Annotated in this window: 20 protein-coding genes and 1 tRNA gene; 7 read left to right on the plus strand and 14 right to left on the minus strand. The window is 53.5% G+C overall.

Translation table 11 applies throughout. The annotated features are described in order from the left end of the window. Positions 1–2: 2 nt before the first annotated feature. From HGO41_RS05835 to HGO41_RS05855, 5 genes are all read right to left on the minus strand, one after another. Positions 3–1283, minus strand: coding sequence for an ATP-grasp domain-containing protein (locus tag HGO41_RS05835; protein ID WP_223509232.1), 1281 nt, complete (start codon positions 1281–1283; stop codon positions 3–5). 129 nt (positions 1284–1412) lie between these two features. Continuing rightward, on the minus strand, positions 1413–1598 hold the full coding sequence (locus tag HGO41_RS05840) for a YpfN family protein (RefSeq protein WP_013576544.1): 186 nt from the start codon (positions 1596–1598) through the stop codon (positions 1413–1415). Between the two features lie 10 nt (positions 1599–1608). Beyond that, positions 1609–2283, minus strand: a complete 675-nt coding sequence (locus tag HGO41_RS05845) for a M15 family metallopeptidase (protein ID WP_015690284.1) — start codon at positions 2281–2283, stop codon at positions 1609–1611. Further along, positions 2280–3407: a succinyl-diaminopimelate desuccinylase gene (dapE, locus tag HGO41_RS05850; protein WP_013576542.1), complete on the minus strand. Its 1128-nt coding sequence runs from the start codon at positions 3405–3407 to the stop codon at positions 2280–2282. Before dapE ends, HGO41_RS05845 begins: the two co-directional genes overlap by 4 nt. A 1-nt stretch (position 3408) precedes the next feature. Next, positions 3409–3792, minus strand: a complete 384-nt coding sequence (locus HGO41_RS05855) for an ArsC family reductase (RefSeq protein ID WP_119261864.1) — start codon at positions 3790–3792, stop codon at positions 3409–3411. Between the two features lie 200 nt (positions 3793–3992). Here HGO41_RS05855 and ypfM point away from each other — a divergent pair, with 200 nt between their 5' ends. Then, positions 3993–4052 (plus strand): protein YpfM, encoded by a 60-nt coding sequence (gene ypfM, locus HGO41_RS25905; protein WP_487383164.1) that lies wholly within the window; start codon positions 3993–3995, stop codon positions 4050–4052. Between the two features lie 188 nt (positions 4053–4240). Here the strand turns inward: ypfM and acrD are convergent, their stop codons facing one another. After that, on the minus strand, positions 4241–7396 hold the full coding sequence (gene acrD, locus HGO41_RS05860; RefSeq protein ID WP_112197530.1) for a multidrug efflux RND transporter permease AcrD: 3156 nt from the start codon (positions 7394–7396) through the stop codon (positions 4241–4243). Positions 7397–7739: 343 nt separating this feature from the next. Between acrD and HGO41_RS05865 the strand changes: the two genes are divergently transcribed. Further along, positions 7740–8030, plus strand: coding sequence for a winged helix-turn-helix domain-containing protein (locus HGO41_RS05865; protein ID WP_112197529.1), 291 nt, complete (start codon positions 7740–7742; stop codon positions 8028–8030). A 70-nt stretch (positions 8031–8100) separates the two neighbouring features. Beyond that, positions 8101–8691: a GDP-mannose pyrophosphatase NudK gene (nudK, locus tag HGO41_RS05870; protein WP_013576538.1), complete on the plus strand. Its 591-nt coding sequence runs from the start codon at positions 8101–8103 to the stop codon at positions 8689–8691. Between the two features lie 56 nt (positions 8692–8747). Here the strand turns inward: nudK and HGO41_RS05875 are convergent, their stop codons facing one another. After that, complete coding sequence (locus HGO41_RS05875; protein ID WP_013576537.1) at positions 8748–9923, minus strand: hypothetical protein; 1176 nt, start codon at positions 9921–9923, stop codon at positions 8748–8750. A 255-nt stretch (positions 9924–10178) separates the two neighbouring features. Here HGO41_RS05875 and HGO41_RS05880 point away from each other — a divergent pair, with 255 nt between their 5' ends. After that, positions 10179–11246 carry a DUF1176 domain-containing protein gene (locus HGO41_RS05880; protein WP_037036947.1) on the plus strand — a complete coding sequence of 356 codons (1068 nt, stop codon included), beginning with the start codon at positions 10179–10181 and terminating at the stop codon, positions 11244–11246. Positions 11247–11345: 99 nt separating this feature from the next. Here the strand turns inward: HGO41_RS05880 and ybcJ are convergent, their stop codons facing one another. Beyond that, on the minus strand, positions 11346–11564 hold the full coding sequence (gene ybcJ / locus HGO41_RS05885; RefSeq protein WP_013576535.1) for a ribosome-associated protein YbcJ: 219 nt from the start codon (positions 11562–11564) through the stop codon (positions 11346–11348). Positions 11565–11596: 32 nt separating this feature from the next. Next, entirely contained in the window at positions 11597–12469 is an 873-nt protein-coding gene (gene folD / locus HGO41_RS05890) for a bifunctional methylenetetrahydrofolate dehydrogenase/methenyltetrahydrofolate cyclohydrolase FolD (RefSeq protein WP_013576534.1), read from the minus strand. Positions 12470–12654: 185 nt separating this feature from the next. On the opposite strand from folD, the gene HGO41_RS05895 reads away from it, so the two are divergent. Further along, a complete protein-coding gene (locus HGO41_RS05895; RefSeq protein WP_112151693.1) occupies positions 12655–13566 on the plus strand; it encodes an L-lactate dehydrogenase in 912 nt (303 codons plus the stop codon). Positions 13567–13712: 146 nt separating this feature from the next. Continuing rightward, positions 13713–13789: transfer RNA gene (locus HGO41_RS05900), tRNA-Arg, on the plus strand. 137 nt (positions 13790–13926) lie between these two features. Here the strand turns inward: HGO41_RS05900 and HGO41_RS05905 are convergent. From HGO41_RS05905 to HGO41_RS05915, 3 genes are all read right to left on the minus strand, one after another. Then, a complete protein-coding gene (locus HGO41_RS05905) occupies positions 13927–14574 on the minus strand; it encodes a phosphatase PAP2 family protein (RefSeq protein ID WP_250980852.1) in 648 nt (215 codons plus the stop codon). Between the two features lie 536 nt (positions 14575–15110). Next, positions 15111–16769, minus strand: coding sequence for a ShlB/FhaC/HecB family hemolysin secretion/activation protein (locus tag HGO41_RS05910; protein ID WP_250980853.1), 1659 nt, complete (start codon positions 16767–16769; stop codon positions 15111–15113). 3 nt (positions 16770–16772) lie between these two features. Further along, a complete protein-coding gene (locus tag HGO41_RS05915; protein ID WP_250980854.1) occupies positions 16773–21329 on the minus strand; it encodes a two-partner secretion domain-containing protein in 4557 nt (1518 codons plus the stop codon). A 343-nt stretch (positions 21330–21672) separates the two neighbouring features. On the opposite strand from HGO41_RS05915, the gene HGO41_RS05920 reads away from it, so the two are divergent. Further along, a complete protein-coding gene (locus HGO41_RS05920; protein ID WP_121019791.1) occupies positions 21673–22452 on the plus strand; it encodes a HalD/BesD family halogenase in 780 nt (259 codons plus the stop codon). A 717-nt stretch (positions 22453–23169) separates the two neighbouring features. On the opposite strand, the gene HGO41_RS05925 is transcribed toward HGO41_RS05920, so the two are convergent. Both HGO41_RS05925 and HGO41_RS05930 read right to left on the minus strand, forming a co-directional pair. Continuing rightward, entirely contained in the window at positions 23170–23883 is a 714-nt protein-coding gene (locus tag HGO41_RS05925; RefSeq protein WP_013576527.1) for a DUF2461 domain-containing protein, read from the minus strand. Between the two features lie 172 nt (positions 23884–24055). Further along, positions 24056–24385 (minus strand): hypothetical protein, encoded by a 330-nt coding sequence (locus HGO41_RS05930; RefSeq protein WP_166860588.1) that lies wholly within the window; start codon positions 24383–24385, stop codon positions 24056–24058. Positions 24386–24516: the final 131 nt, after the last annotated feature.

The following is a 24516-nucleotide window of genomic DNA, read 5'->3' on the forward strand; positions in this document are numbered from 1 at the left end:
GTTTATTCTTGTCCTTTAAACGCATCAGCAGAGGTGTCGGTGTGCGCAAAGGCACGGGATAACAGCAACTCGCGGCATGCTGTTTTAACTTTATTCATGTGGATTTTTTTGTGCGGGAACATCACTTCCAGATCCATTGCGTGCACCACCATCGCCGGATCAATTTCAAACACCAGCAATTCGCCGTCCGGTGTTTCGCTGCAATCGATGCCGAGATAGTCGAGCTGCGTGGTGTCATAAATCGCTTTCAGCGCCTGCTGGTGACGGGTGGCAAATTCGTGGAAGTTGTTCAGGAATGCGGCTTCTTCTTCACGCTTTTGGATATCTTCATACATGAAGGCGTTAACGTAATGCACCATCCAGTGGGATGAAATCGCCATATGACAGGCATACGGCACGCCGTCGATCAACGAAATGCGGTACTTACGGAACTGACCGTCTTCATTGCTGTAATCAATAAACTGCGACAGGAAATAATCTTCAACCTGCACGCGGGTCAGATAATCAGCCAGTTCTTCCTGACCGGTGATTTTTTCCAGACCGTGACCACCGTGCGAACCCGCAGGGCGCAGGATCACCGGATAACTGCTGTCAGGCAGCGCAGCGTGCAGCGTGGTTTCTCCGGCAGCGACGGCAGATAACGCCGCAAACGTCATCGCATGCGCCTGGGCAATGGCTAAACCCGGTTGGTTTTGCAACAGGCGGCTGGCGGTTTGGCGTTCAGAGCTCGGGATATGCTGTGGCGCATTGATCACCGGCACCGGCCAATGTTCCGTGACATCTTCCAGTTGCTGCAACAGGAACAGATTTTCGGTAGTGGCGCTGATGCCGACCATCAGTAAATCATGTTCAGGGATCGGGGCTTCAAAAGGGGCTTCGGGCGTGATGTAGTAATAAATCAGCTCGATGTCGCTGTTTTCCAGCAGGCAATCCAGCGGCACATTCGCGGAAAGCGTGCCGGGCACCATGAGTATCAGTAAGCGTAACTTCGCCGGTTGTAGCGCGGGGCAAAGGGTATAGACCTGCTGCATCGCCAGTGCCTGATTCTGAATCGTCAAACCCAGTTCAGTGCGTTGCAGGCACAGCATGACAGTGGAAAGGTTCATCCATAATACGGCGTCATCCGGGGTCTGTTGCGCACGGGTGATCAGTATCTGCGCGATGTCAGACCATTCCTCGCCCGCGATGCTCATACGTAGAAACGGAGCCAGACCCAGAAATTTCGACGCGTCAAAGCGTTCAGGCACTGCCTGATCCGCCCGGGTAATAGGTAATGTTTGCAAAGACTTGTTCTCTCCGTGCATCAGTTTCATGTTGAATGATAACGGCAGGAGGTAAAGTCAATCGGCGGAGAATCGCTAGATTATCCGCCGACTAATATTGATTAAAAGTGAGATGCTACCGGGGTGGGATTACTTTTTCTTTGGCCAGTCGTCATCTTTATCCCACTCGGCATTGTTGTCGCGATGCGGCGGGATCTCAGGTTTATCTTTCAGGAACTTTTTCACATCAACGCGGTTCAGCTCTTTGATGCCGCTGATAAACATGCCGACCAGAATGATCAGAACGATCCACCAGTAATCTTTAATCCACTCCATGGTGTACTCCTTAAAAGGGTGAGAGGGCGATAAATCGCGGGAAAAGAGTGTCCATTTGCCCGGCTAACCAGTCTGCAGCAGCGACGTCTTTTCCGGTCCAGGAACTGATCAACACCTGCGGCGTAAGCTGTTTTTCACATTCTGCCGCCAGCGGGCGGTAACTCAGATGCCAGGGTTCGACAGCCACACCGCCGCGATCTTCCGCATATGGCCGGTAAAAACCATATTCTGTCATATGCGCTGACATCCATTGGTTCAGCGGATAAAAATACCCGCCTTCTTCATATTCCCACGGCTCCAGTTGCAGCGTCTTACCCGCCGGTAACAATGAAGGATCGTACACATCCAGGTCACTGCCCCAGTGGTGACGGCTTGCACCCGGCAGCGCAGACCAGCGCAAAATCAGCTCGCAACGTTCTGCTGTCGTCAGCGCGCTGACATCCACCGGCTGACTGTTCTTATCTAATACTGGTCGCTCGCCGCGAAATTTGCCATTCCAGATAGCCAGTTGCCGATCGAAATCACGAAAGGTGCTGGCCGGTTGCAAGTCAAAACCGGCTTCACGGGCTGCCAGACGCATTTTTTCGAATGCCTGCGCCGCTTCCTTCTGCAAACGATGCGGCCCGTCGTCGATAATCACCAGATGCGCAGCGGAGCGTCCGGTCAGCATCTCGTGAGTGATCATGCGACTAATTGTTCCATGATGCGCTGATACATGCGGCTGAGCACCTGCAGATCGGCGGCATGTACGCATTCATTGATTTTGTGGATAGTCGCGTTGACCGGCCCGAGTTCAACCACCTGCGCCCCCATCAGCGCGATAAAACGCCCGTCAGAGGTACCACCGGTAGTTTGCAGTTCCGGCGTGATTTCACTGTAATGGCGCACCGCATTGACTACGGCATCCACCAGCTCACCGCGTGATGTCAGGAATGGCTGGCCGGAAACTACCCAGTTCAGGGTGTATTGCAGGTTATGGCGATCCAGTAATTCGGCGACACGCTGTTTGATGATGGCATCAGTCAGCTCGGTGCTGAAACGGAAGTTGAACTGCACATAAAGTTCGCCCGGAATGACGTTGTTGCTGCCGGTGCCCGCGTTGATATTGGCAATTTGCATGCTGGTTGGCGGGAAGAATTCGTTTCCGTTATCCCACACGGTGGCGACCAGCTCATTCAGCGCGGGCATGGCGCGGTGTACCGGATTATCCGCCAGATGCGGATACGCCACATGCCCCTGAACGCCATGCACATGCAGGTTGGCGGTCATGGAACCGCGACGGCCATTTTTCACAATATCGCCGACGCGCGTGGTGCTGGAAGGCTCGCCGACCAGACAGTAATCAAGGCGCTCATTGCGTGCCATCAGCGCGTTGACCACTTTGACGGTGCCGTTGACGGCGCTGGCTTCTTCATCAGAAGTGATGAGAAAAGCCAGACGACCCTGATGATGGGGATTGGCGGCGACAAACCGCTCTGCTGCCACTACCATCGCCGCCAGTGAGCCTTTCATGTCTGCCGCGCCGCGACCATACAACATGCCGTCGCGCAGCGTTGGCTCAAACGGGCCGGTAACCCACAGCTTGTGATCGCCGGTAGGGACCACATCGGTATGCCCGGCAAAGGCCAGGGTTTTGCCTTCACCACGTGTCGCCCAGAAATTCAGGGTATCGCCAAAATGCATCGGCTCAATGTGAAAACCAATGGCCTCAAGGCGGGCAATCATAATCTCCTGGCAACCCGCATCGTCCGGGCTGAGGGAAGGGCGGCGGATTAACTGTTGCGCTAAATCGAGAACCGGACAACTCATGTTACTTCACCTGTGCAAGGAATTGCTGATAGCTTTCTGGTTTGAATCCCAGCAGAGACTGGCCTTCTGGCGCCAGTAAAAACGGACGTTTGATGACAGCCGGATGTTCGAGCATCAGCGCTTTGGCGCTGGCTTCGTTATCACAGGCTGCGCGCGTGGCCTCATCGAGCTTGCGCCAGGTGGTGCCACGGGTATTGAGCATCGCTTCCCAGCCTTGTTTATCTAACAAATCCTGCAGCAACGCGGCATCCAGCCCTTCGACCCGATAATCATGAAACTGGCATTCAACACCGTTTTCTTCCAGCCAGCGGCGGGCTTTCTTAACGGTGTCGCAATTTTTTATGCCGTAGAGAATAAATGAGTTTTGAGCTGAAGTTGTTGCCATAGAAAAACGTAACCTGTCAGTAAAATAAGCGCTTTTTAGCTGCGCTGATAAGTGGCGTCAGAGAAGGACACATAATGAGGCAAAACGCCGGCAGGATCCAGACGGGGCGGGATTGTGATCGCGCTTAAAAATTAGTCACGGAGTTTTTGCATGGTCAAAAAATAAACGTATACTGCCAGCGTCCAATCAAGGGGAGTAAAATGTTAGAGCAAGAATTAGGTCACTGGAAAGACTTTATCGACCGTATGTTGAAAGCGTAATTGCCCACATCGTTACCGACAAAGCAAAGAAAAGATTTATTCTCAGTGCAGCACGTCATTATAAAAAACGTTTGTTCAGGAAGACCATTACGTTGCATTTAGCGACGATTCTCACAGCCAGTAAATCATGAATAAAAAAGGCGTTAATGTGAATTAACGCCTTTTTTGTTGCCTGCGATCCGGCGTTTTTACCGGTGCTCGGCGGGGACTGTTTCCACGATATCAGCAATTACCGGTGCAGTGTGTTTGCCCGGGAAACGACGGCGAATCAATACAAAGAACAGCGGTACGAAGAAAATCGCCAGCACCGTGGCGGAAATCATCCCGCCGATCACACCGGTACCGACGGCGTGCTGGCTGCCTGAACCGGCCCCCATGCTGGTCGCCATCGGCAGAACGCCGAAAACAAATGCCAGCGAGGTCATCAGAATCGGACGCAGACGCATTCTGGCGGCTTCGAGCGTGGCCTCCAGCAGTTCCTTCCCGCGAACATTCAGGTCATTGGCAAATTCGACAATCAGAATGGCGTTCTTCGCTGACAAACCGATGATGGTCAGCATACCGACCTGGAAATACACATCGTTTTCCAGCCCGCGCAGCCAGGTGGCAATTACCGCACCGAGCACGCCGAGCGGCACCACCAGCATGACGGAGAACGGAATGGACCAGCTCTCGTACAACGCCGCCAGACACAGGAACACCACCAGCAGGGAAATCGCATACAGCGCCGGTGCCTGAGAACCTGACAGCCTTTCCTGATACGACAGACCGGTCCATTCCAGACCAATACCCACCGGCAACTTCGCGACCAGTTTTTCCATGTCATCCATCGCAGTACCGCTGCTGATGCCCGTTGCCGGTTCACCGACAATTTCCAGCGCGGAATAGCCGTTGTAACGCTCCAGACGCGGCGAACCTGTCAGCCATTTCGACGTGGCGAAAGCGGAGAAGGGCACCATGGTTCCGGCGGAGTTTCGCACATACCAGCGGTCAATATCGTCCGGCAGCATGCGGTATTGTGCAGCGGCCTGCACGTAGACTTTCTTCACACGACCACGGTCAACGAAGTCATTGACGTAGGTTGAGCCCCACGCGGTACTGAGCGTGCTGTTGATATCAGAGATAGCGACGCCCAGCGCCTGCGCTTTCACCTGATCGATATCGATCTGCAACTGCGGGCTGTCATCCAGACCGTTGTGACGCACGCGGGTCAGGTTGCTGTCTTTGGATGTCATCGCCAGTAACTGATCGCGCGCCGCCATCAGCGCATCATGACCCAGCCCGGCGTGGTCCTGTAATTCCATATCAAAGCCGGTGGCGCTGCCCAGACCGTTGATGGCGGGCGGGCTGCTGGCGATCACGCGGGCTTCGGTTATCTTGTTAAACGCTTTGGTCGCCCGCTCAATCAGTGCAAAGGAAGAATCGTCGGTGCCGGTGCGTTCATCCCATGGCGTCAGGCGCACGAACATACGCGCAACGTTTTGCCCGTTACCGCCGGGGCCAGCACCGATGGTTGAGAACACCGAAAGCACGTCTTTCTTATCTTCAGTCAGGAAATACTTTTCGACCTTTTCCACCACTTTTTGTGTCTGCTGCAGCGTTGAACCCGGCGGCAACTGAACCTGAACAGTGAACACGCCACGGTCTTCCATCGGCAGGAAGGAGGTGGGCAGTTTGATAAACATAACGGCCAGCAAGGCGACCAGTGCGGCATATCCCAGCATATAACGCAGGCTGTTACGCAGAACCCTCGCCACGCCATTTTCGTAGCGACGCGCGTTGCGGTCAAACATGCGGTTAAACCAGCCGAAGAAACCGCGTTTACCGTGATGATGTCCCTGCGCGACAGGTTTGAGAATGGTCGAGCACAGCGCTGGTGTCAGCGTCAGCGCGACGAACACTGACAGCACCATCGCCGAGACAATGGTGATGGAGAACTGACGGTAAATCGCGCCGGTAGTGCCGCCGAAGAATGCCATCGGCACGAACACCGCCGACAGCACCATGGTGATACCGACCAGCGCACTCTGAATTTGTCCCATCGATTTTCGCGTGGCCTCTCTGGGGCTGAGGCCTTCTTCACTCATCACGCGCTCGACGTTTTCCACCACCACGATGGCATCATCCACCAGCAGGCCGATGGCGAGCACCATCGCGAACATCGTCAGAGTATTGATGCTGTAACCGAACTGATGCAGCACGGCGAACGTCCCCAGCAAGACCACCGGCACGGCAATTGTCGGGATCAGCGTAGCGCGGAAGTTTTGCAGGAACAGATACATCACCAGGAACACCAGCACGATCGCTTCAAACAGCGTTTTCACCACGTCGGTGATCGCCGCTTTAACAAACGGCGTGGTCTCGTAAGCGATTTCGGCTTTCAGACCGTGCGGATAATAGTGAGAAAGCTCATCAAGGCGCGCACGGACGGCTTTGTCGGTTTGCAGTTCGTTGGCACCGGACGCCAGTTTAACGCCCATCCCTGACGCAGCCTGTCCGTTATAACGGCTGAGCAGGGCGTAGTTTTCCGCGCCGAGACCGATGGTGGAAACATCCCCAAGTTTGACCTGCGAACCGTCCTGATTCACTTTCAGGGTGATCTGGCGGAACTGTTCCGGCGTCTGTAACTGTGCCTGGGCATTAATGGTGGCATTCAGGGCCTGAAAATCCACCGAAGGTGCGCCGCCGAGCTGACCGACAGCGACCTGACTGTTTTGCGCTTTGATGGCGGTGACCACATCGGCGGTGGTCAGCTGGTAATTATTGAGCTTGTCCGGATCCAGCCAGATGCGCATCGCGTACTGTGAACCGTAAGCATCAATGCTGCCGACGCCGGGCACGCGGCTCAGCGGATCCTGAATGTTGGACGCCACATAGTCGGCGATATCCTGCTTATCCATGCTGCCGTCGGTGGAGACAAACGCCACCATCATCAGGTTGGTATCACCGGTTTTTGACACCGTCACACCCTGCGTCTGCACGTCCTGCGGCAGGCGTTTCAGCGCCTGCTGCAACTGGTTTTGCACCTGTTGCAGCGCTTCGTTGGGATCGGTACCGGCGGTAAAGCTCAGGGTTATCTGCGACTTACCGTCATTACTGCTTTGCGATGACATGTACATCAGATTATCGAGGCCGGTCATGTTCTGTTCGATAATCTGGGTAACGGTATTTTCTAATGTTTGTGCTGATGCGCCGGGATAGGTTGCAGAAATCCTGACGTTTGGCGGAGCCAGATCGGGATACTGTTCAACCGGCAGAAAATAGATAGCGAGTGCGCCGGACAAGGAAATGATGATCGCTAAAACCCAGGCAAAGATTGGGCGATCGATAAAAAAGTTAGCCATGCTTCAGGAACCTCGTTGTCACTCTGGCGTGAGTAACTAACATCAGCAAACAAACAGAACGTCAGTAATCTGACAAAAAAATCCCCTGAGCGCTATTTTCTCATAGGCAGTCTCAGAGGCGGAACCGTCCCGACGGGACTGAGCAAGTGTTAGAGTGGAGTTCTACGCCAATGCACTTTACCTTCTCATGTCGCATAAAACGTGGAGAAATAAAGGAGATAATGTAAAAAAAACCTCCCTGTACACAGGGTTATGCCGCAGACAGATTCGCTGATACCGTCTACGCTTTGACAGCCTGCTTTTTTATGACACGCATTCGTATGTCCACACTGGAGCCGTTCAGATGAGTTTGATGTTAAATTCGGTTTTCGCCCGTCGTCTCTACCTTTGCTGGTTGCTGGACTCTGAACAAAAACCGAACGTACCAAAACTGATGGAAATCACCGGCTGGCCGCGCCGCACCTTGCAGGACGTACTGAAAGCGCTACCGGGTATGGGTGTCGAACTGGAATTTGTGCAGCAGGGTGTGCGCAATAATGACGGTTATTATCAGCTTTCCGGCTGGGGGCCGCTGGATGCGAAGTGGGTTGAACGCCATCGGGAACAACTGCTTAATGCAATTGAGCACGGCTGAATCTGGCGTGCGCGGTGTAATGCCGCTATGATGTCTGGCTTCTCTCACCCTCTGAGCGGAGGCACGCTTTATGTCATCTGATGACAAGTCATCCCGGATCGAAAACGTTCAAAACCAGTTACTCTCTGATAACTGGTATGTTCTTCGCAAATACACCTACGATTTAATCAAACGTAATGGCGAACGCCAGCCGCAATCCCGTGAAGTGTATGACCGGGGAAATGGCGCGACTATTCTGCTTTATAACCGTCCTAAAAAAACCGTTCTGCTGATCAGACAGTTCCGTATGCCGACCTACGTCAATGGCAACCCGACCGGTATGTTGCTGGAAACCTGCGCCGGTTTGCTCGACAACGATTCGCCGGAAGATTGCATCCGTAAAGAAGCCATTGAAGAAACCGGTTTTGCAGTGGGCAAGGTAGATAAACTGTTTGAAGCCTATATGTCGCCGGGCAGCGTGACCGAAATCGTGCATTTTTTCGCGGCAGAATACGATGAGTCGCAGCGTCAGAACGCCGGTGGCGGCGTGGAAGACGAGGACATTGATGTGCTGGAGGTGCCGTTTACCGAGGCGCTGGCGATGATCAAAGATGGCCGCATCAGAGATGGCAAAACCATTATGTTGCTGCAATATGCGCAGATTCAGGGCTGGCTGGCGTAAAGATGACCGGCGAAAATGCATCTGAGGCAAAGGCACCCGCGGGTGCCTTTGTTATTTCAGTGTTCCAGGTTTATTGCGGTGCTGCCCGCGTGGCCTTTCATGGCAGACCATGGCAGAACGGACCATTCCGGGCCTTCGCATGAACGCATGACACGGGCAAACGTCGGATCAAAATACAGCCCTTTTTGCGTGAAATACCAGGCCGGGAATTGCCAGACCGACGGGTCTGAATAATCACAATCGTCTTCGCTTTCTTCCGTCGGCTTTTTCATCTGTTGCGGATAAGCCGCGGTCAGTTGTTTCACCAGCCACGGCGCCCATTTCTTATCGCGGTACTGCGCGAAGGTATCGAAATCCACATCGTTTTTACCCGTAAGGGCGCGATCTTCAGCATTCAGATAGTGGAACGGTGCGCCATCGCCCACCCAAATCACATCTTCCAGCGTCAGCGTTTCTGCGGTTTTGGCGTTCAGGTTGATCGGCGCTTCGCCGAAATCAGGATGCGCACCGCCGCAGTCATAAGAGGTAAATACGCTGATGCTGACCACATCGGGACTCATGAACTTCGGCGTCACCGTTTGCTGATATTCTCCCTGACCAAAACGGCTTGCCCCGAGCATACAGGCATGCCAGCCGCTGACTTCCTGCCATAGACGGGCGCGCAACTTCTGGTTAATGGCCGGTAAACTGGCTTCCGGATAACCGGAGACAATCTCAAAGAAACTGATTTTTGATTGCGGTTCCGTCCACCATTGCAGCTGATAGCCCATGAAGTTTTCGTTTTTGCCCGCTTTCAGTTGCAGCGCGGATAAACGCAAATATTCGTACGGATCGGTGTGGATCAGCGAACTGAGATAGCCGTCGTCCGTGGCGGCTGCCGGTAACTGCGCGGGTTGCAGCTTAACCGGCAGTGTTTTGCCCTGCGGGTTGGTCCAGTTGCCTTGCCAGTCACCGTTTTCATCTTTGGTCAGCGTCAGTTCAGGGCGTGGTGTATCGTCGAAATCATCCAGACCTTCCTGTAATTTCAGTTCCTGACCATCCAGCGCTCCGTTGAGCGGCAGATCCAGACGGTATTTTTGATAGAAATACCGTCCGGTCACTTCGTCAGGTTTATTTAAATCGAGTTCGACGACAATGCTGGTTTTACCCAGTGTGCCGGCGTACACCACCGGAGGCTCTTCAGCCAGCGCCGGCAGTGATAACAGCGTTATCATCAAAATCAATAACTTCATCCGTATCTCCCAGAGAAATGATCTTCATCCTTTTCGCCATTATTGTTTGTTTTTGGCTCAGCCAGTGTACTGAAAGTTTCCCTGCGTCACCATTGCGGCTTCTCGTATGTCATGAAAAATTATTGTCTGCCGCAAACCCTGCGGGTGGAGTATCCCTTTATAATTTCGGGTAAAAAATGCTGCATTGAAGGCAGTCTCCTGGCGAGGGTTACGCTATTATCAGAAAGATAATTTCGAACAGAGCTGAAACTTATAATGTGCAGATGGATAACCGCCCCTTTATGCCTGCTGGCCACCATGCTGGCTTTTAGCGCCCAGGCTGAGCCGTTGCAGGCTATTTATAACGACTGGCAGGTCAGCTGTGACAACCTGAATCACTGCGTCGCGCGTAATTCGCAGGACGGGCAGGAACTGGTAATGAAAATCACCCGCGAAGCCGGGCCGGAAGGGAAATCCTCCGTCAGCATTGATTACCAGCGTAACAGTGATGAGCAGACGACGGATGCGCCGGTTGCCAGCCGCTTGCAGATGAACGGTAAGACACTGAGTTTTAATCACCGTGAATGGGATGTCAGTAAAAAACATCTTTCCACCACTAACCGTCTGGTGGTGAATGATTTTATTGCCGCGATCCGCGAAGGCAGCAGTATTCAGCTGGCAGTGAAAGCTGATCCGGCTCAGCCCGTTAAACCGGAAGTTTCACTGAAAGGGATCAAAGCCGCGTTGCTGGCCATTGATGCGCAGCAGGGGCGCGTTGGCACCAAAACGGCCTGGATTAATCGTGGTGCGAAACCGGCGAATACCGTGCCGCCCATTCCTGCCACGCCGGTTCTGCCGCGTTTCAGTGAACCGCATGCATTATCCGAAACTGAGATTTCGGCCATCACGCAGAACGCCGCCGCCACCATTGAGAATAATGATTGCAGCCTCGACCCTTCCGAACGGGAAGTGCATATTTTCGCGCTGAGCAACGATAAAGCCCTGATGACTGTCAACTGCGACATGGGCGCGTATAACCTGTATGCGCTGGGCTTCCTGGTTTCGCGTCAGGCGCCTTATAAAATGGACAATCTGGCGCTGAATATGCCGTTCAAACTGGGCGAAGATGATGATTCGCCGGAGCTGATCAACGCTGATTTCGACCCGAAAACCGGTATGCTCTCGACTTACGATAAAGGGCGCGGCATCGGTGATTGTGGCGTGTCTTCACGCTGGGTGTTTGATGGTAAACAGTTCCGGCTGGCGGCATTTGCCTCTGAACCCAGTTGTGACGGTTACAGCAGCGGTGGCGAATGGCCGGTGTTGTGGGTGACGCAGCAGTAATTTGCCTTCGGCCTGTCACTCTGCCGATAAATAAAAAAATGCCCTGTGAGCTTTCGCTTGCAGGGCATTTTCTTTTGTCGTGCAACGCTACCGGAAAGATTATTCGGACGCTTTCACCACGACTTTGTTGCTGGCGAACTCGACGTTCATATCAGCAACGATTTTGCAGCGCTTACGGGTTTCGACTTTACCGTTGACCTTAACCTGGCCTTCGGCAATCACTGCTTTCGCCGTACCGCCGCTGTCACACCAGCCCATAAATTTGAGCAGATCGCACAGTTCAACGTGCGGGTGTTTTTCGAGAAAGAAAGTTTCCATGTATTCCTGACTTTTTGTGTAGTGCAAAGGGTTTAAGACTTACTGGCGCTGACGTCATGATATTCCTCGCACGCCTGCAAGGTATTCTGAATCAGCGTCGCGACCGTCATCGGGCCAACACCGCCCGGCACCGGTGTGATAAAGGAAGCACGCTCGGCGGCGGCATCATATTCCACATCGCCGACAACTTTACCACTTTCCAGACGGTTAATACCGACATCAATGACAATCGCGCCCGGTTTAATCCATTCGCCGGGAATAAAGCCCGGTTTACCCACAGCGACAACCACCAGATCGGCATTCTCAACATGATGGCGCAGATTTTTGGTGAAACGGTGGGTGACGGTGGTGGTGCAACCGGCCAGCAGTAATTCCATGCTCATCGGACGGCCCACAATGTTGGATGCGCCAATCACCACGGCGTTCAGGCCGAAGGTTTCAATACCGTAACGTTCTAACAGCGTCACAATGCCACGCGGCGTACAAGGGCGCAGCGTCGGCGCGCGCTGGCACAGACGGCCGACGTTATAAGGATGGAAGCCATCGACGTCTTTATCCGGATGAATACGTTCCAGCACTTTGATGTTATCGATACCGGCAGGCAGCGGAAGCTGAACCAGGATGCCGTCGATTTCGCTGTCGTTATTCAGTTTTTCGATCAGGTCCAGCAACTCACCTTCAGTGGTGGTGGCTGGCAGGTCGTAAGAGCGGGAGATGAACCCGACTTCTTCACAAGAACGGCGTTTGCTGGCGACATAAATCTGTGACGCCGGGTTTTCACCGACCAGCACCACGGCCAGACCGGGCGCACGCTTTCCTTCAGCCAGTCGTTGTTGAACACGCGCTGCAACTTCGCTTCTGACTTGCTGCGCAATCGTTTTACCGTCAATAATCTTTGCTGCCATCAGGGAATAAATCCATTAATTAATAAATGCAGGGGGATGCGCCTATTTTGTCAGAAGCCGCGGGCGCTGTCAGGCGTTGAATGCGAATAACTTGTTATCTGCGGATGAGAATTTAACCTGCGACAGTGGCGAAAAAAGTGTCTATTTTAGGTATGACTCTTTTTAAATCATAAGGAAAGAAACAAATGACACGCAAAGTGGGGATCATCGGTGCCGGTCATGTGGGCGCTGACGTTGCATTCTCTCTGGTCACGCTGGGGCTGTGTGACGTGATTGTCTTGCTGGATGAAAACGAACCTAAAGCGGCCAGTCAGGCGCTGGAGTTGCGGGATATGGCGTCGCTGACGACCTCACGCGTGCAGGTTATCGCCAACGACTACAGCGAACTGCATGATGCCGATGTGCTGGTCATCGCCGTCGGCCCGAAAACCTTGCTGCGTGAAGATCGTCTGGAAGAACTTGCTGAGACCCGTGCCGCCGTGCGTGAAGTGATCCCGCGCGTGATTGCCAGCGGCTTTGGCGGCGTGATCGTCAATATCACCAATCCGTGCGATGTCATTACCCAGATTATTCAGCAGACCAGCGGATTCCCTGACGCACAGGTGTTCGGCACCGGCACCTCGCTCGATACCGCGCGCATGAAACGCGTGGTCGGTGAGTTCTTCGGTTTCGATCCGAAAAGCGTCACCGGCTATGTGATGGGCGAACACGGCGAATCACAGTTTGTGGCCTGGAGCACCGTGACACTTGGCGGCTGTCCGGTGGCAGAACTGGCAGGCGACCGTGACGTCGACTGGGCAACAATGAACGACGCTGTGCGCGGCGGTGGCTGGGAAATCCTGCAAGGCAAGGGCTGGACCAGTTTCGGCATCGCTACTGCAACAGCGCGGCTGGTGGATGCCATTTTGTCCGACGCCCGCAGTGTCTGGCCGGTGTCTGCCCTCGATGAACAATTGGGCGTTTATATCGGCCAGCCAGCGGTGATTGGTAAAAAAGGTATCGTACAAACATTGCGACCGGAACTGACGGCTTACGAAGGTGTCGCTTATCACGCGTCTGCCCGCGTGATTGCTGCCGCGCTGAAATCCGAAAAATAGCCGATACTGATCACATAACGTTGCAAGACAGTCCGGGAATATCGGCAAATTGTTCAGGCATTAAGCAGTGAGTTCGAAAGCCATTGACTCATCCCGGTCTGCCCGTATAATCCGAACCCGCAACGCTCCCGAAAGGGACAAGCAATGCGCCCTTAGCTCAGTTGGATAGAGCAACGGCCTTCTAAGCCGTAGGTCACAGGTTCGAGCCCTGTAGGGCGTACCATTTCAAGTCAACACACCTCTGCTGAATTCGCCTTTTCTCCTTTATACTCCCTGAAATTACTGAATTTTTCTGTCACGAGTTCTATCGAAGTCAACTCAGTTATACCCAAATCAAGTGGTATTGTAAGTATCTCTGCTTTAGTTCCACGCGCTTTTTGAGATTTCCGGTTTCTCAGCCATAAGCCGATATTCTTCCCGCGTCCAGGGTTGTTTGCCTGTGATTTGCGTAGCGATATGTTCGAGAAGCTGCTGTGTGGGTGCTTTCTTGCCAAAGCTCATCAGTGACAGAGGGAGAATAAGCAGAATAGCTAATGGAGTGAATGTGAAATAGCGCATGTTGCGGTCGTGTTGTGTATATAAAAAGATTACGCTGCAAAGACTGCCGAGAATTAATCCTGAGATCACTTCGCTGACGGAATGAGCATGCAGTGCGAGCCGGCTGATACCCACCATAATGGCAATGAAATACCCAGCAGTAATCATCAGCCTGCGTCCGTCAGGTTGAAAACGTTGGCCTATCAGCCAGAACATGACCGGCCATAAAGTGGCTGACATCGTGGTATGCCCGCTGAAGCCTGTAAAATTAAATGTACTGCTGCCAATGCCCCAGGCGAGAAACAACAGCTTTGAGATGCTCACCGCGAGGCCAGAAATACCCAGTATAATCAGCCAGATTAATGCTGTGACTGGGTTGTCAGCCTTCCATAACATAAATAAAGCGAGGGTTATTCCGGTTGGCAAAATGAGCATGCTGTCGCCAAAATAGGTCAGGATATTCCAAAGCAAAACGTAGCCCTCGACGATAAATAGTAAATTTTCAAAAAGAATCAATCGGTAAGTGTATCAGCAGGGTTTTTTTACCAAAAGGGATTAGCTTCTCTCATTTCATTTTCAGACTGCAACCCGATTTATTTCTGTAGGGTGAACTCACCCTTGGAGTATCAGCCGCATATTCTGGCGCTGCGATAAAAGCATTAAAGAAACGCAATGAAGACCAGGCAGAACTTATCGCTACTTTGTCTGAACGTTTGAAAGCGATCGAAACAACGCTTGTCATCTTTCTGCATGTTGGGACGTGTGAGCGGGGCTATATGCGGTAAGTTAATGATTTATTGCATGGTTCTTAGAGATTCTAAGCCGCAGGTCACAGGCTCGAGCCCTGTAGGGTTCAGGTCAATAGACGTCAACTGACGTCTATTTTTATGCATGAAATTCAGTGGGTTAGCAGGTTTTAGCGCTTCATGGTTCAAGCTGATTTTACCTATATCAACCGACATCAAGTACTATCTGTTGGTACATGTGTTGGCATCGTAAACATCCCCTCAAAACGTACGACTAGCCTGTGCCCACACCCGGGGCGTGCGATCCGTGTCGCTTTGTGCATCGGCATTACCCAGTTTCCATGCCGCGACCGCCATCAGATGCCAGTTGCCGGCAGACAATGTCGAGCCCACACCCGTAGCAGAAAGGCTGCGGTGATTTTCGCCGTCAGCCCAGGTGTCTTTGTTCAGCCGTACTTCGCCATGATCGACGAAGGTGAACAACTGCACCATCTCGGTCAGTGCGTATCGCAGTTCGGCGCTGGTCACATACCCCTGGTCACCCTGCGCTTCGCCTTCCGGATAAGCCCGTACGCCATACGCGCCGCCGAGGCTGATTTTTTCAGAGGAATCAAGGTTGCCGTCAGTCCATTGGCCCTGGAACTGACCATAAAGACTGATCCGATCCGTCAGGCGCTGCAGGCGCACGATGCCAGGATTGATCTTCTGAAAGGTGCCGCGAGTCCTGGCTGTGAGATCATCCAGCACTTTGTCTTGCGGGTTATCCAGCGTCAGGTTGCCCTGGCTCCAGGCCAGCGAGAATGCATTCGAACCGCCACCCAAAAAATTGTCGCGGGAGTTGCCGTTGAGACTGGCAGTCACGACATGCGACTGTTTGTGACTTTTATAGTCGTAAAGATCGATGTCATCTCTTAAGCGTTTGTCATCGAATTGCAGTTGCGCAGTCAGGCTGAAATCCCGGAGGCGAATCAATGGCTGCTGCACAAACACGCTGGCAATCTTCGCGTTACCCGAGGCATCAAGATTGTCAAAGTTCCTGGCTAACTGATAATTCATGTACGAGTAAGCGACACCGGCTTGCGTCGCCCACGGACCGATCGGTAACTGATACGCTGCCCGGAAGTAATGCTGATCTTCATCAGAACCCATGATCCGTATGCTGGCCTGATCACCCATGCCTGACGGGCTGGCGAGGTTCAGCGTACTGCCCAGACGGTATTCACCGGTGAAGCGGTTGCCATAGTTGTCCAGATCCACCTGACCCGAAACCATCGGCGCCGAGCGGGCATCGACCACCAGGTCGCTGGCACCCACGGCGGTGCCGGGTTTCAGCGTGGACCGGACTTCAACGCCGGGGATTTCCTGAAGCAACAACAGACTGCGTTCCAGAGGGCCGGCGCGCACCGCTTCACCGTTTTTCAGCGCGCGGAGCGGCGCAGCCAACGTGCCGTCGCTGATGCGCGAAGCGTTATTAAGCTTCACTTCGCCAAAATGACCTTCGAGGACGGCAATGGTGACGACGCCATTCTCCACGTCCTGAGCCGGCAAATAAGCCCGTGCCAGCGGGTAATGTTTCTGTCGATAAAACAGGGTGATACGCCCGGCCGCAGCCTGCAACTCACCAAAGCTGACCGTGCGATTTTGCAGGTCAGCCAGCAATGGCAGCAGATCGGCGCTGCTGATCGCCTGATTGCCTGTCAACCTGAATTGCGCAACCTGCATCGTTGGCCCGCGGGCAGTCGGATGAGTGTCCGGCGTGTCGGGAAGGTTCAGTTCCAGCGTCTGGCGCGGCGGTAAAACCGGCGGTTTAGTTTGGATCTCACGGATTGACTGACCCGCGTCCGGCACAATTTCAGCCCGGGCCGTACTGGCAGTTAACGTCAGGAGAGCCAGGGCAATGGGAGTAAGACGGATACGCATAAATCAAAGTCCTTCCGGAAGGCGCAAGCCTTGCTCAATTACGCTATAGAGGCCGTCGGACGGCAACTGCACCGCCAGAGACGTGGTGGGGGTCGGTAATTTACGCAGAGGTTGGGTGGTCACCACCGCTACGTTTTCGGGGGCATTGAGCAAACTGAGCAATTGGTTTAGCGGCGTTACACCGATGTTGAACGTACCGTCAGTGAAAGCGATGGCGTAATTGCTGTTGTTTAGCGAGCCTTGTTCAATCCTGTACTGACCGACTGTTTCGCCAGCACTGCGCGTCAGATTGCCGTTGAGGTGGTCACCGTTAACCAGATTTCCATTGGTGAACCAGGTCAGTGCCGGGTCGCTGGTGTTGACGATTTTGCCAAGGTTGTTAGCAATAACGGCCAGGGCGCGGGGAGCGACGATCCATTGGCCATCGGATGTTTGAGTCACGCTGTAGTTGCCATTGGTCAGGACGCCCTCCACGCGCACCACATGGGTGCCGACGTTGGTGGTGCCGCTAATGCCTGTGCTGCTCAAACCGCTGAGTACCGACACATCCTGGCCGTTGACCAGGCCGATGGCGCTCAGGGCTGGCTGGACAGGGGTCGCGCCGTACGTTGAGCTGCCACTGCTGGCCGCCACGGTGACGTGTCTGGCATTGACAGTTAAGTTTCCGTGGCTTGCAAGTGCGACCAGGTAACCCTGCAAACCGCTTAAAGTCCCCTGGCTTGCCAGGATGGCGTAAGTGCCTGCACCCGCAGTAGCCGCTGTTCCCGTTGAAGATATCGCTAAAGTGCCCGCTACCACGTTAGCCAGGGTATCGGCTGCAAATGCTCCTGTAACCCCGGCACTTACTCCAGAGGTTGTATACGCAGAGCTGACATCTGCCGTATCACCATAGGTCTTGCTGACATTTGCCGGGGTGTAGGTGACCGTCGGTTGATAGCGGAACACGTACCGGTTACCGGTTACGGAGCTCGCCGGAAGGGTATTAATGTCGGCATTCCAGATAGCAGTATTGTTGCTGTTCAGTCCGGCAAAGGTACCGGTGGCGGGGGTATTGGAATAAATCACCCAGTGGTGTCCGCCGACAGTTGAGGCGGTAACGGCATGACTGCCCGCGTTGTTAATAAAGGCACCCGTGGTGGATAACACCACATCAGACCCGCTGACATGCTCGCCCAATGCGATGGTCAAATCCCCTGCGACGCTCACGATGCTGCTGCCGACAGCGCTCAGGGATTGGTCAAAAATGAAACTCCCGGCCCGGGTGAATTGCACATTACCGGAGGCGTTCAGACCACTGGCATCGAGGGTAAACAGCTTGTGGGCACTGTCTGCGCTGCCGCTGGCCGCGTTCAAATCTGTCAGCAGCGAGGACAGAGAGTTTTCATTGCCCGTCAGTACCAGCGTGTCAGCCGTCAGATTGATGTTACTGGTCGTCCCCGTCACACCCTGCGTGAAGGTATTAGCCAGATTGCCGCCGCTTTGCGCGTAGGTGAACACATCAGTGTTCGCCAGGGTGCCGGGCGCGAGCAGACTGTAGTAGTAACCTCCGGCGCCGATGGAGGAGGTACCGACCACCAGGCCGTTAATCACGGTGGAGACCTGGCCAGCCGCATCGCTGTTTTGCGCGAAGCCGGAAATGGCTTGCGGTGTGCCGTTCGGATATTGGGATTTCAAATAGGGGTAAAGACCGCTGGCTGTGCCCCAAACGGTATTATCGAAATAAGAAGGTAATACGCCCTGTAACTGTGCGAGGGTTAAACCGGTGACCCCGGAAGTGACGCCGCCGCCAATCCCGACAGTGTTGCCACTGGTGACGCTATTCCAGTAAACGTTTGTCACCGTGCTATTGGCTTGATTGTAGCCAATAGCACCGCCAGCGTTACTGCCCGTCGCTCCCCGCACCTGACCGGTGGAATAACTGGAGAAAATAGCACTGTCGTTATAGCCTGCGACCCCGCCCACATTATAGTCAGCCTGGACATTGCCGAAATTGTAGCTATTGGCGAGGGAGCTGGCAGTATCGTTAAGGCCAACAACACCGCCAACAAAACTGTTGCCCGATATGTTGCCCGTATTGTAGCTGTCAGAAATCGACCCCCGGTAGCTGTTGCCTGCTACCCCGCCAACACGTGTATTGCCCGACACGTTGCCGGTGCTATAGCTGTTAGTGATAGTGGCGCTTTCGTTAGCGCCCACGACCCCGCCAACGTAGTCACCATTACCGCCATTTACGTTGCTGGAGCTGTGACTGTTTGTCACCAGAGCACTGCCGTTATAGCCCGTTATTCCTCCTGTCCAGCGGGTGCCCGTTACCGTGCCCATGCTATAGCTGTTTGCAATCGTCGAGTTATTTCCATTAAAGCCGGCGATCCCCCCGACCATTATGCCGGAGGATGACGTTGACACTGTGCCGCTGAAATAGCTGTTTAATACAGAGGAGGAACTCTGGTTCATAGAGACGATACCGCCGACGTAAGATCCGCCGCTGATAGCGCCATTAACTACACCCAGATCCCGAACCGTTGCCCCCTGATTGTCGCCAAACAGCCCCGTGTTGTTTGCGTCCGGAGCCGTGATGGTCAGATTCGATAGGGTATGACCCAGGCCTTCAAAGGTGCCGGAGAAGGGCGAATCATAATCATAATTGCTCCCCACGAGTGCGTTCGTATATGTGACGCCACTGGCATCCTGATTACGGGCCAGGGCGTAATGCCCTGCCAGTCCGCCTGCCGCTGTCTGGTCTGTAATTGCGCCAGACGAAGCCGGATCCCCGTCGATTCCGTCGATGTCGGCCATGCTGTAAACCAGCGTGTAAGCCGAACCGTTGATGTTCAAACGCTGCCCGCTGCCTTCCGGTGCCGTGAAACTGGCCGAGACGCCTTTGGCAAACGTGAGATCACCGCTGCCACTGCTGGTACCGTTGCTGTTGTTATTCGTCACCAGCACCAGACCACCTGCACCGGTGACGGAGACATTGGCATTGATCGCAATAGAGTGGAACGAGTCCAGCGTCAGGGTGTTTGGTGAACTCCAGCTCAGGGCTGAATTAACGGAAATATCACCGAGGCCTGTTGCCGTGGAGGTGAGGGTGCCGGTGGTTTGCAGGGTGACGTCGGTGTTCAGGAGAGCGGCGTTGATTGTGGCTGCTGAAGCGTCATCAACGTTCAGGTCTTCAGGATCCACCCGCCAGTTACCCGTTTTGCCTTTGGTTGCCGAGGTGTTCACCTGGATGCCAGTGAAGTCAACGTGATGGCCGGAGGTTTCTACGGATCCTCCGTCACCGCTTTGCGTGCCGCCCCTGGCTGAGAAATTGCCCTTGGCCACGGTCGTTCCGTTGGACCAGACGACTATGTTGCCGCCTTTTCCCGTGGTTCCGGCGTCAGCCTTGAGGCTGCTGCCCGCATCCACGCTGACACCTTGTGCGTTAGCCAGGGGGCCTTTGCCTTGAGCGTCGCCGCCGATCTTGATGCTGCCGCCACCGCTGGCACCTGAGACATTCAGAGTGGCGGATGTGAGCGCAATGTTCTGGCCGGTGATTTGAATCGCGCCGCCCGTGCCGTGGGGTGAAGAGGCATCCAGGGTACCGGCGACGCGCACCAGACCGCTGTCACTGCCACCGAGGGAGATCTTACCGTTCTTGTTCTGCAAGCCTCGCGCTTCAATCACACCGGTGTTGTTGACCACCGTCCTGAGCAGCGCATTGCTGGCCGCCGCGGTCATAATGACCTGGCCACCGTCGGCCTGAATCAACTGGCGGTTTTCCACCAAGGCATTCCTGGTCGCTTCATCGACCTGGACGTTAAGCAAGCCATCACCTGCGAAGTCCAGCGTCACCGCATTGCCGGCGGCCAATGCGACGGTACCCTGTTTCGCAACAATCACGCCCTGGTTGCTGACGGTGCCGCCGAGTAACACCACGGCTCCACCGTCGGCAGCGTTAATCGTGCCCTGGTTGATGACGCTGGCGTTGCTGCCATCCCCCCTGAACCTGTACTTGCCGTTAGCAAAATCCTGGTTCGAGATATTGAGTGTCGAAGCCACCAACCCGCCGACACTGACGGAGGCGCCCTGACCAAACAACACGCCATTGGGGTTGATTAAGAACACCCGGCCATTGGCGTTGAGTTGGCCCATGATCTTCGAGCCGTCAGCACCGATCACCCGGTTCAGGGCAACCGAATCAGCGCCGGGCTGAACAAAGGTCACTTTGTTGTCTTTGCCAATATTAAAACTCTGCCAGTCAATTGCCATTTTTTGGCCGGACTGGTTGATCGTCAGTTGATGATCGGCCGCCGCGCCAATCTGGCCGCTGCCGAGAACGACATTACCGCCAGTGGGCAAATCTGCGGCCATGCTGATAACAGGCATGAATGAAACAATGAATGAGATAAGGGCAATGGCAAACGGTGGCGGCGTGATCGCGCCGTTGAATGGGGTTGAATGATCATCGACCTGAATCGCACGGACGTCACTGCGTTTTCCACGGCGAGTGGTCAGCTCACTGACGACCACAAAAGCATTACGGCTGTGGTTCCAGATCACGCTGAAGATGCAATTCATATGTACGCCTTTCATAAGGGGGGGAGGAAAGCATGTTGACTAAACTGTATTAGCGGCAGGGGGCGTGCTATCGCTGGCGCACATTGGAATGAGAGGCGGTGTTGCCGCCTGTATCAGAAATATCGGCAGGGATGAGGAGAATCTTTATCAATAGAAATGTTTAATATGATATTTGCGTGTTGCGTCAAAGGGAGAGACATCAGGCGGCTAAACCCCTTGCAAACTTACCCCAATGGGGATTCATGGCGATAATGTGATCACTATTTTTCATTTCCCAGCTATTAATGACTTGGTTAAAGTAGAAGCGACTATTTTCCCCCTGAATAATTCATGAGAATTAATGATGCAAGAACTCGATACGATCGTAAATTTCGCGGCGAATCCGATATTGGATACGAATTTTCTTTCTCAGTGTAAACAGACGCTGAATGAAAAGGGCGCCCTGGTCTTGCATGACTTTCTTAATCCTGCTGCGCTGAAAGCGATTAAGCGTGAGGGGGATGAAAATCGCCATCTGGCCTATTACACCAGCAATAATCATAATGTTTATCTAGTGAAACCTGATGCCGGGCTGCCAGATTCGCATCCAAGAAATCGGCAGATTGTTTCCTCAAAGGGCTGTATTACCGATGAAGAGATCCCGCAGGATTCGGCACTGCGCGCACTGTATAACGCGCCAGTGTTTCGTGCGTTTCTTTGCGCGGTGCTGGGTGAGGCGCAACTGTATCCTTACGCTGATAAACTCTCTTCAATCAACCTGCATTACGCCAGCGAAGGCCAGGAGCTGGGCTGGCATTTCGATAACTCCTCTTTTGCCATCACCCTGCTGATTCAAAAACCTCAGGCTGGCGGTGTATTTGAATACGTTGAGAACTTACGCGACGCTGATGCTGGCGACATGAATTTTGATGGCGTTGAAAAATTACTGGATAAGCAAACTGAGCCGAAAAAACTCGGCATTGAGGCAGGCGATTTGGTGCTGTTCCGCGGCCGGAATGCGATTCATCGTGTGACTCCAACGGAGGGGGAGACCACGCGCATGCTGGTGGTTTTGGCTTACAATTCTCAGCCTGATATTTCGTTGTCTGAGTCTGCCAGAATGACCTTCTACGGGCGGATTTAACGGCCTGCGATTCTGATTCAACGCAAAGCGAATCAGCACCGCGTTTATCATCGGCTAACGTGTTCGCGGCTGAACGTTGCCGCTATCGATTGAACTCACCCTGTCAGGGGGATTTTCGTCAGTGCAAAATAATGCCTGGGGCTGGCAGACGATCTGTTGTCAGCTAAAACCGTTTTGATGCGCATTCAGAGATGATTGTTAATTTTTCTAATGGAAAAATTTTTTCTGAAATCTTCAGCTACTCTACGGGGGTTTTTTTAGTCCGTTTGGAGGTTTTATGGAGATTTTGAATCCCGTTTTTGAAGAAGCGTGCAGGATGGTAGGTGAATGTTGCTTTATGCTTGCTCAGAATGGGGAAGAGATAAGTCGCTCTAGAATTGCCAGTCGTTTAGAGCGTGTTCAACAATCAGCTGTGACAATAACAGGTAAGCCTAATGATGCATTGTGTCAGGCGATAGAAGGTCTTAGAGAGTAGTGGGTTACACGCACCAAAGCCCGGTCCGCTAGCCGGGGTGAAATGAGCAGAACATCACAGCCCTGAGCGCAACAGTACACATGCTGTCAGGGGAAAGGGATTTAGCAAACCGGCCAGCGCATTCAACCACGAGGCCTCTGGCCGGTTGCTGTCATGACAGTGAAAATATAATTTTGGCTGTTTCAGGTGTCAAGAATGCTTCGCACTTCACCGGGCAGGGTAAACCTGTCGTCTCATCTGCTTCAGAAGTCCAGCTCAAGTGCAAAACACAGATAGGACATCAACGGCGCACAATGTCTGAACTGCTCTGCGCAAAAATCAATAACATCTGGCTTGCACAGATCCTCAAAGGCGATGTTTTTAATCGCGATAAAATCTTTGCGTTTTAATTCAGCTAACAGCGGGTGGTTTTTGTCGTAGCCTCTTGGCGGACGACTCAGACTGTCGCCGTCCATCACAAACCCGTTATCGTGCAATGTCTTGAGCGCTTTCTGATAGGCATTCGGGTTCTCATCAATACAGGCGCGAATCGCGTTTAACGCTTTTGATTCCGGGTGCCAGATCCCTGCCGCAATAAAACAACCGTCTTCGGCGATGTGCAGATAGAGGCCGGGTGCGTGCACATCTTTGCCCTGGAAATGACGAAACTGAATGCCGACATTGGTTTTATACGGCGTTTTATCTTTGCTGAACCGGCTGTCGCGCTGCGGGCGCATCAGGCTGCCACCCACTTTTTTCGCGACGGCAGTCAGTCTCGGAGAAATGGCAATAATCTCTGGCTGCATTTGCTCGATAAAGCGCAGCGCGGGCGTTCTCAGCGTATTCTCGTATTCGTCCTGATTAGCCTTAAACCAGTCCCGGGTGTTGTTTTGCGCGAGTTTATTCAGAAATTGCAGACCGGCTGCGCTAAAAATTGTCCCTGCCGCAACCGGCGTTTTAGGTGTCTGAGTCGTCATTATCGATAAGCCTTTATCACTGCCAATGGGGAATCAGGGTAAATCCTGACGCCAGACACGACTCAGTGCAAACTGAAAAGTAAAAAATTTTCCGGATTAAAGGATGTGGGGAGAGTGGGTGCTTTAAAGCCCGCCAGAACAGTCCGGCGGGCCTTTTCATGTCTGATACCCGTCAGTTAATCGCAGCAGGACTCACTTTTCCCGCTTTCCCTAAGCCGTCATTCGCCCGTTCACTCAGCTCAAACAATACGGGTAATAAATGCGCGGTTGCCTTGAGATAGGCGCTGACCTGCGGGATACCTTCCGGCGGTAATATCTCACCATTCTCCAGCCCTTCGCTCAGGCACAGCAGGCCGTGGCACAATCCTTCGGCAGAGTCCGATGCCAGCGCGCTGAGATCGTAAAGCTGAGCATCTTCGAAATGGCTGAAATCCAGCTCGGCGATCAGTGAGCGGAAGACGGTAATTGAGTTTTCAGAGAAAGCAGTTTCGGTGTTCGTCATTTTAAAACCTCCTAGATGATTAAATGACTGCAACACAAGACGCTAAACTTGGGTGGCAGCTCAGACGGGGTTAGCGTACCGGACACACTAGGAAAACCGGTGCTTCTTTCGAAGCCCCCACCTGAGCCACC

The organism is Rahnella sp. CG8 (assembly GCF_023701875.1).
Taxonomy (GTDB): Bacteria; Pseudomonadota; Gammaproteobacteria; order Enterobacterales; family Enterobacteriaceae; genus Rahnella; species Rahnella aceris.

Bases quoted from the DNA above. Each gene is read 5' to 3' on its own strand.
- nudK (WP_013576538.1), top strand. From the start codon at position 8,101: ATGTCATCTGATGACAAGTCATCCCGGATCGAAAACGTTCAAAACCAG.
- acrD (WP_112197530.1), bottom strand. From the start codon at position 7,396: ATGGCTAACTTTTTTATCGATCGCCCAATCTTTGCCTGGGTTTTAGCG.
- HGO41_RS05915 (WP_250980854.1), bottom strand. From the start codon at position 21,329: ATGAATTGCATCTTCAGCGTGATCTGGAACCACAGCCGTAATGCTTTT.
- HGO41_RS05855 (WP_119261864.1), bottom strand. From the start codon at position 3,792: ATGGCAACAACTTCAGCTCAAAACTCATTTATTCTCTACGGCATAAAA.
- HGO41_RS05920 (WP_121019791.1), top strand. From the start codon at position 21,673: ATGCAAGAACTCGATACGATCGTAAATTTCGCGGCGAATCCGATATTG.
- HGO41_RS05925 (WP_013576527.1), bottom strand. From the start codon at position 23,883: ATGACGACTCAGACACCTAAAACGCCGGTTGCGGCAGGGACAATTTTT.
- HGO41_RS05880 (WP_037036947.1), top strand. From the start codon at position 10,179: ATGTGCAGATGGATAACCGCCCCTTTATGCCTGCTGGCCACCATGCTG.
- HGO41_RS05865 (WP_112197529.1), top strand. From the start codon at position 7,740: ATGAGTTTGATGTTAAATTCGGTTTTCGCCCGTCGTCTCTACCTTTGC.
- HGO41_RS05910 (WP_250980853.1), bottom strand. From the start codon at position 16,769: ATGCGTATCCGTCTTACTCCCATTGCCCTGGCTCTCCTGACGTTAACT.
- dapE (WP_013576542.1), bottom strand. From the start codon at position 3,407: ATGAGTTGTCCGGTTCTCGATTTAGCGCAACAGTTAATCCGCCGCCCT.
- HGO41_RS05895 (WP_112151693.1), top strand. From the start codon at position 12,655: ATGACACGCAAAGTGGGGATCATCGGTGCCGGTCATGTGGGCGCTGAC.
- HGO41_RS05875 (WP_013576537.1), bottom strand. From the start codon at position 9,923: ATGAAGTTATTGATTTTGATGATAACGCTGTTATCACTGCCGGCGCTG.
- HGO41_RS05840 (WP_013576544.1), bottom strand. From the start codon at position 1,598: ATGGAGTGGATTAAAGATTACTGGTGGATCGTTCTGATCATTCTGGTC.
- HGO41_RS05930 (WP_166860588.1), bottom strand. From the start codon at position 24,385: ATGACGAACACCGAAACTGCTTTCTCTGAAAACTCAATTACCGTCTTC.
- HGO41_RS05845 (WP_015690284.1), bottom strand. From the start codon at position 2,283: ATGATCACTCACGAGATGCTGACCGGACGCTCCGCTGCGCATCTGGTG.
- ybcJ (WP_013576535.1), bottom strand. From the start codon at position 11,564: ATGGAAACTTTCTTTCTCGAAAAACACCCGCACGTTGAACTGTGCGAT.
- folD (WP_013576534.1), bottom strand. From the start codon at position 12,469: ATGGCAGCAAAGATTATTGACGGTAAAACGATTGCGCAGCAAGTCAGA.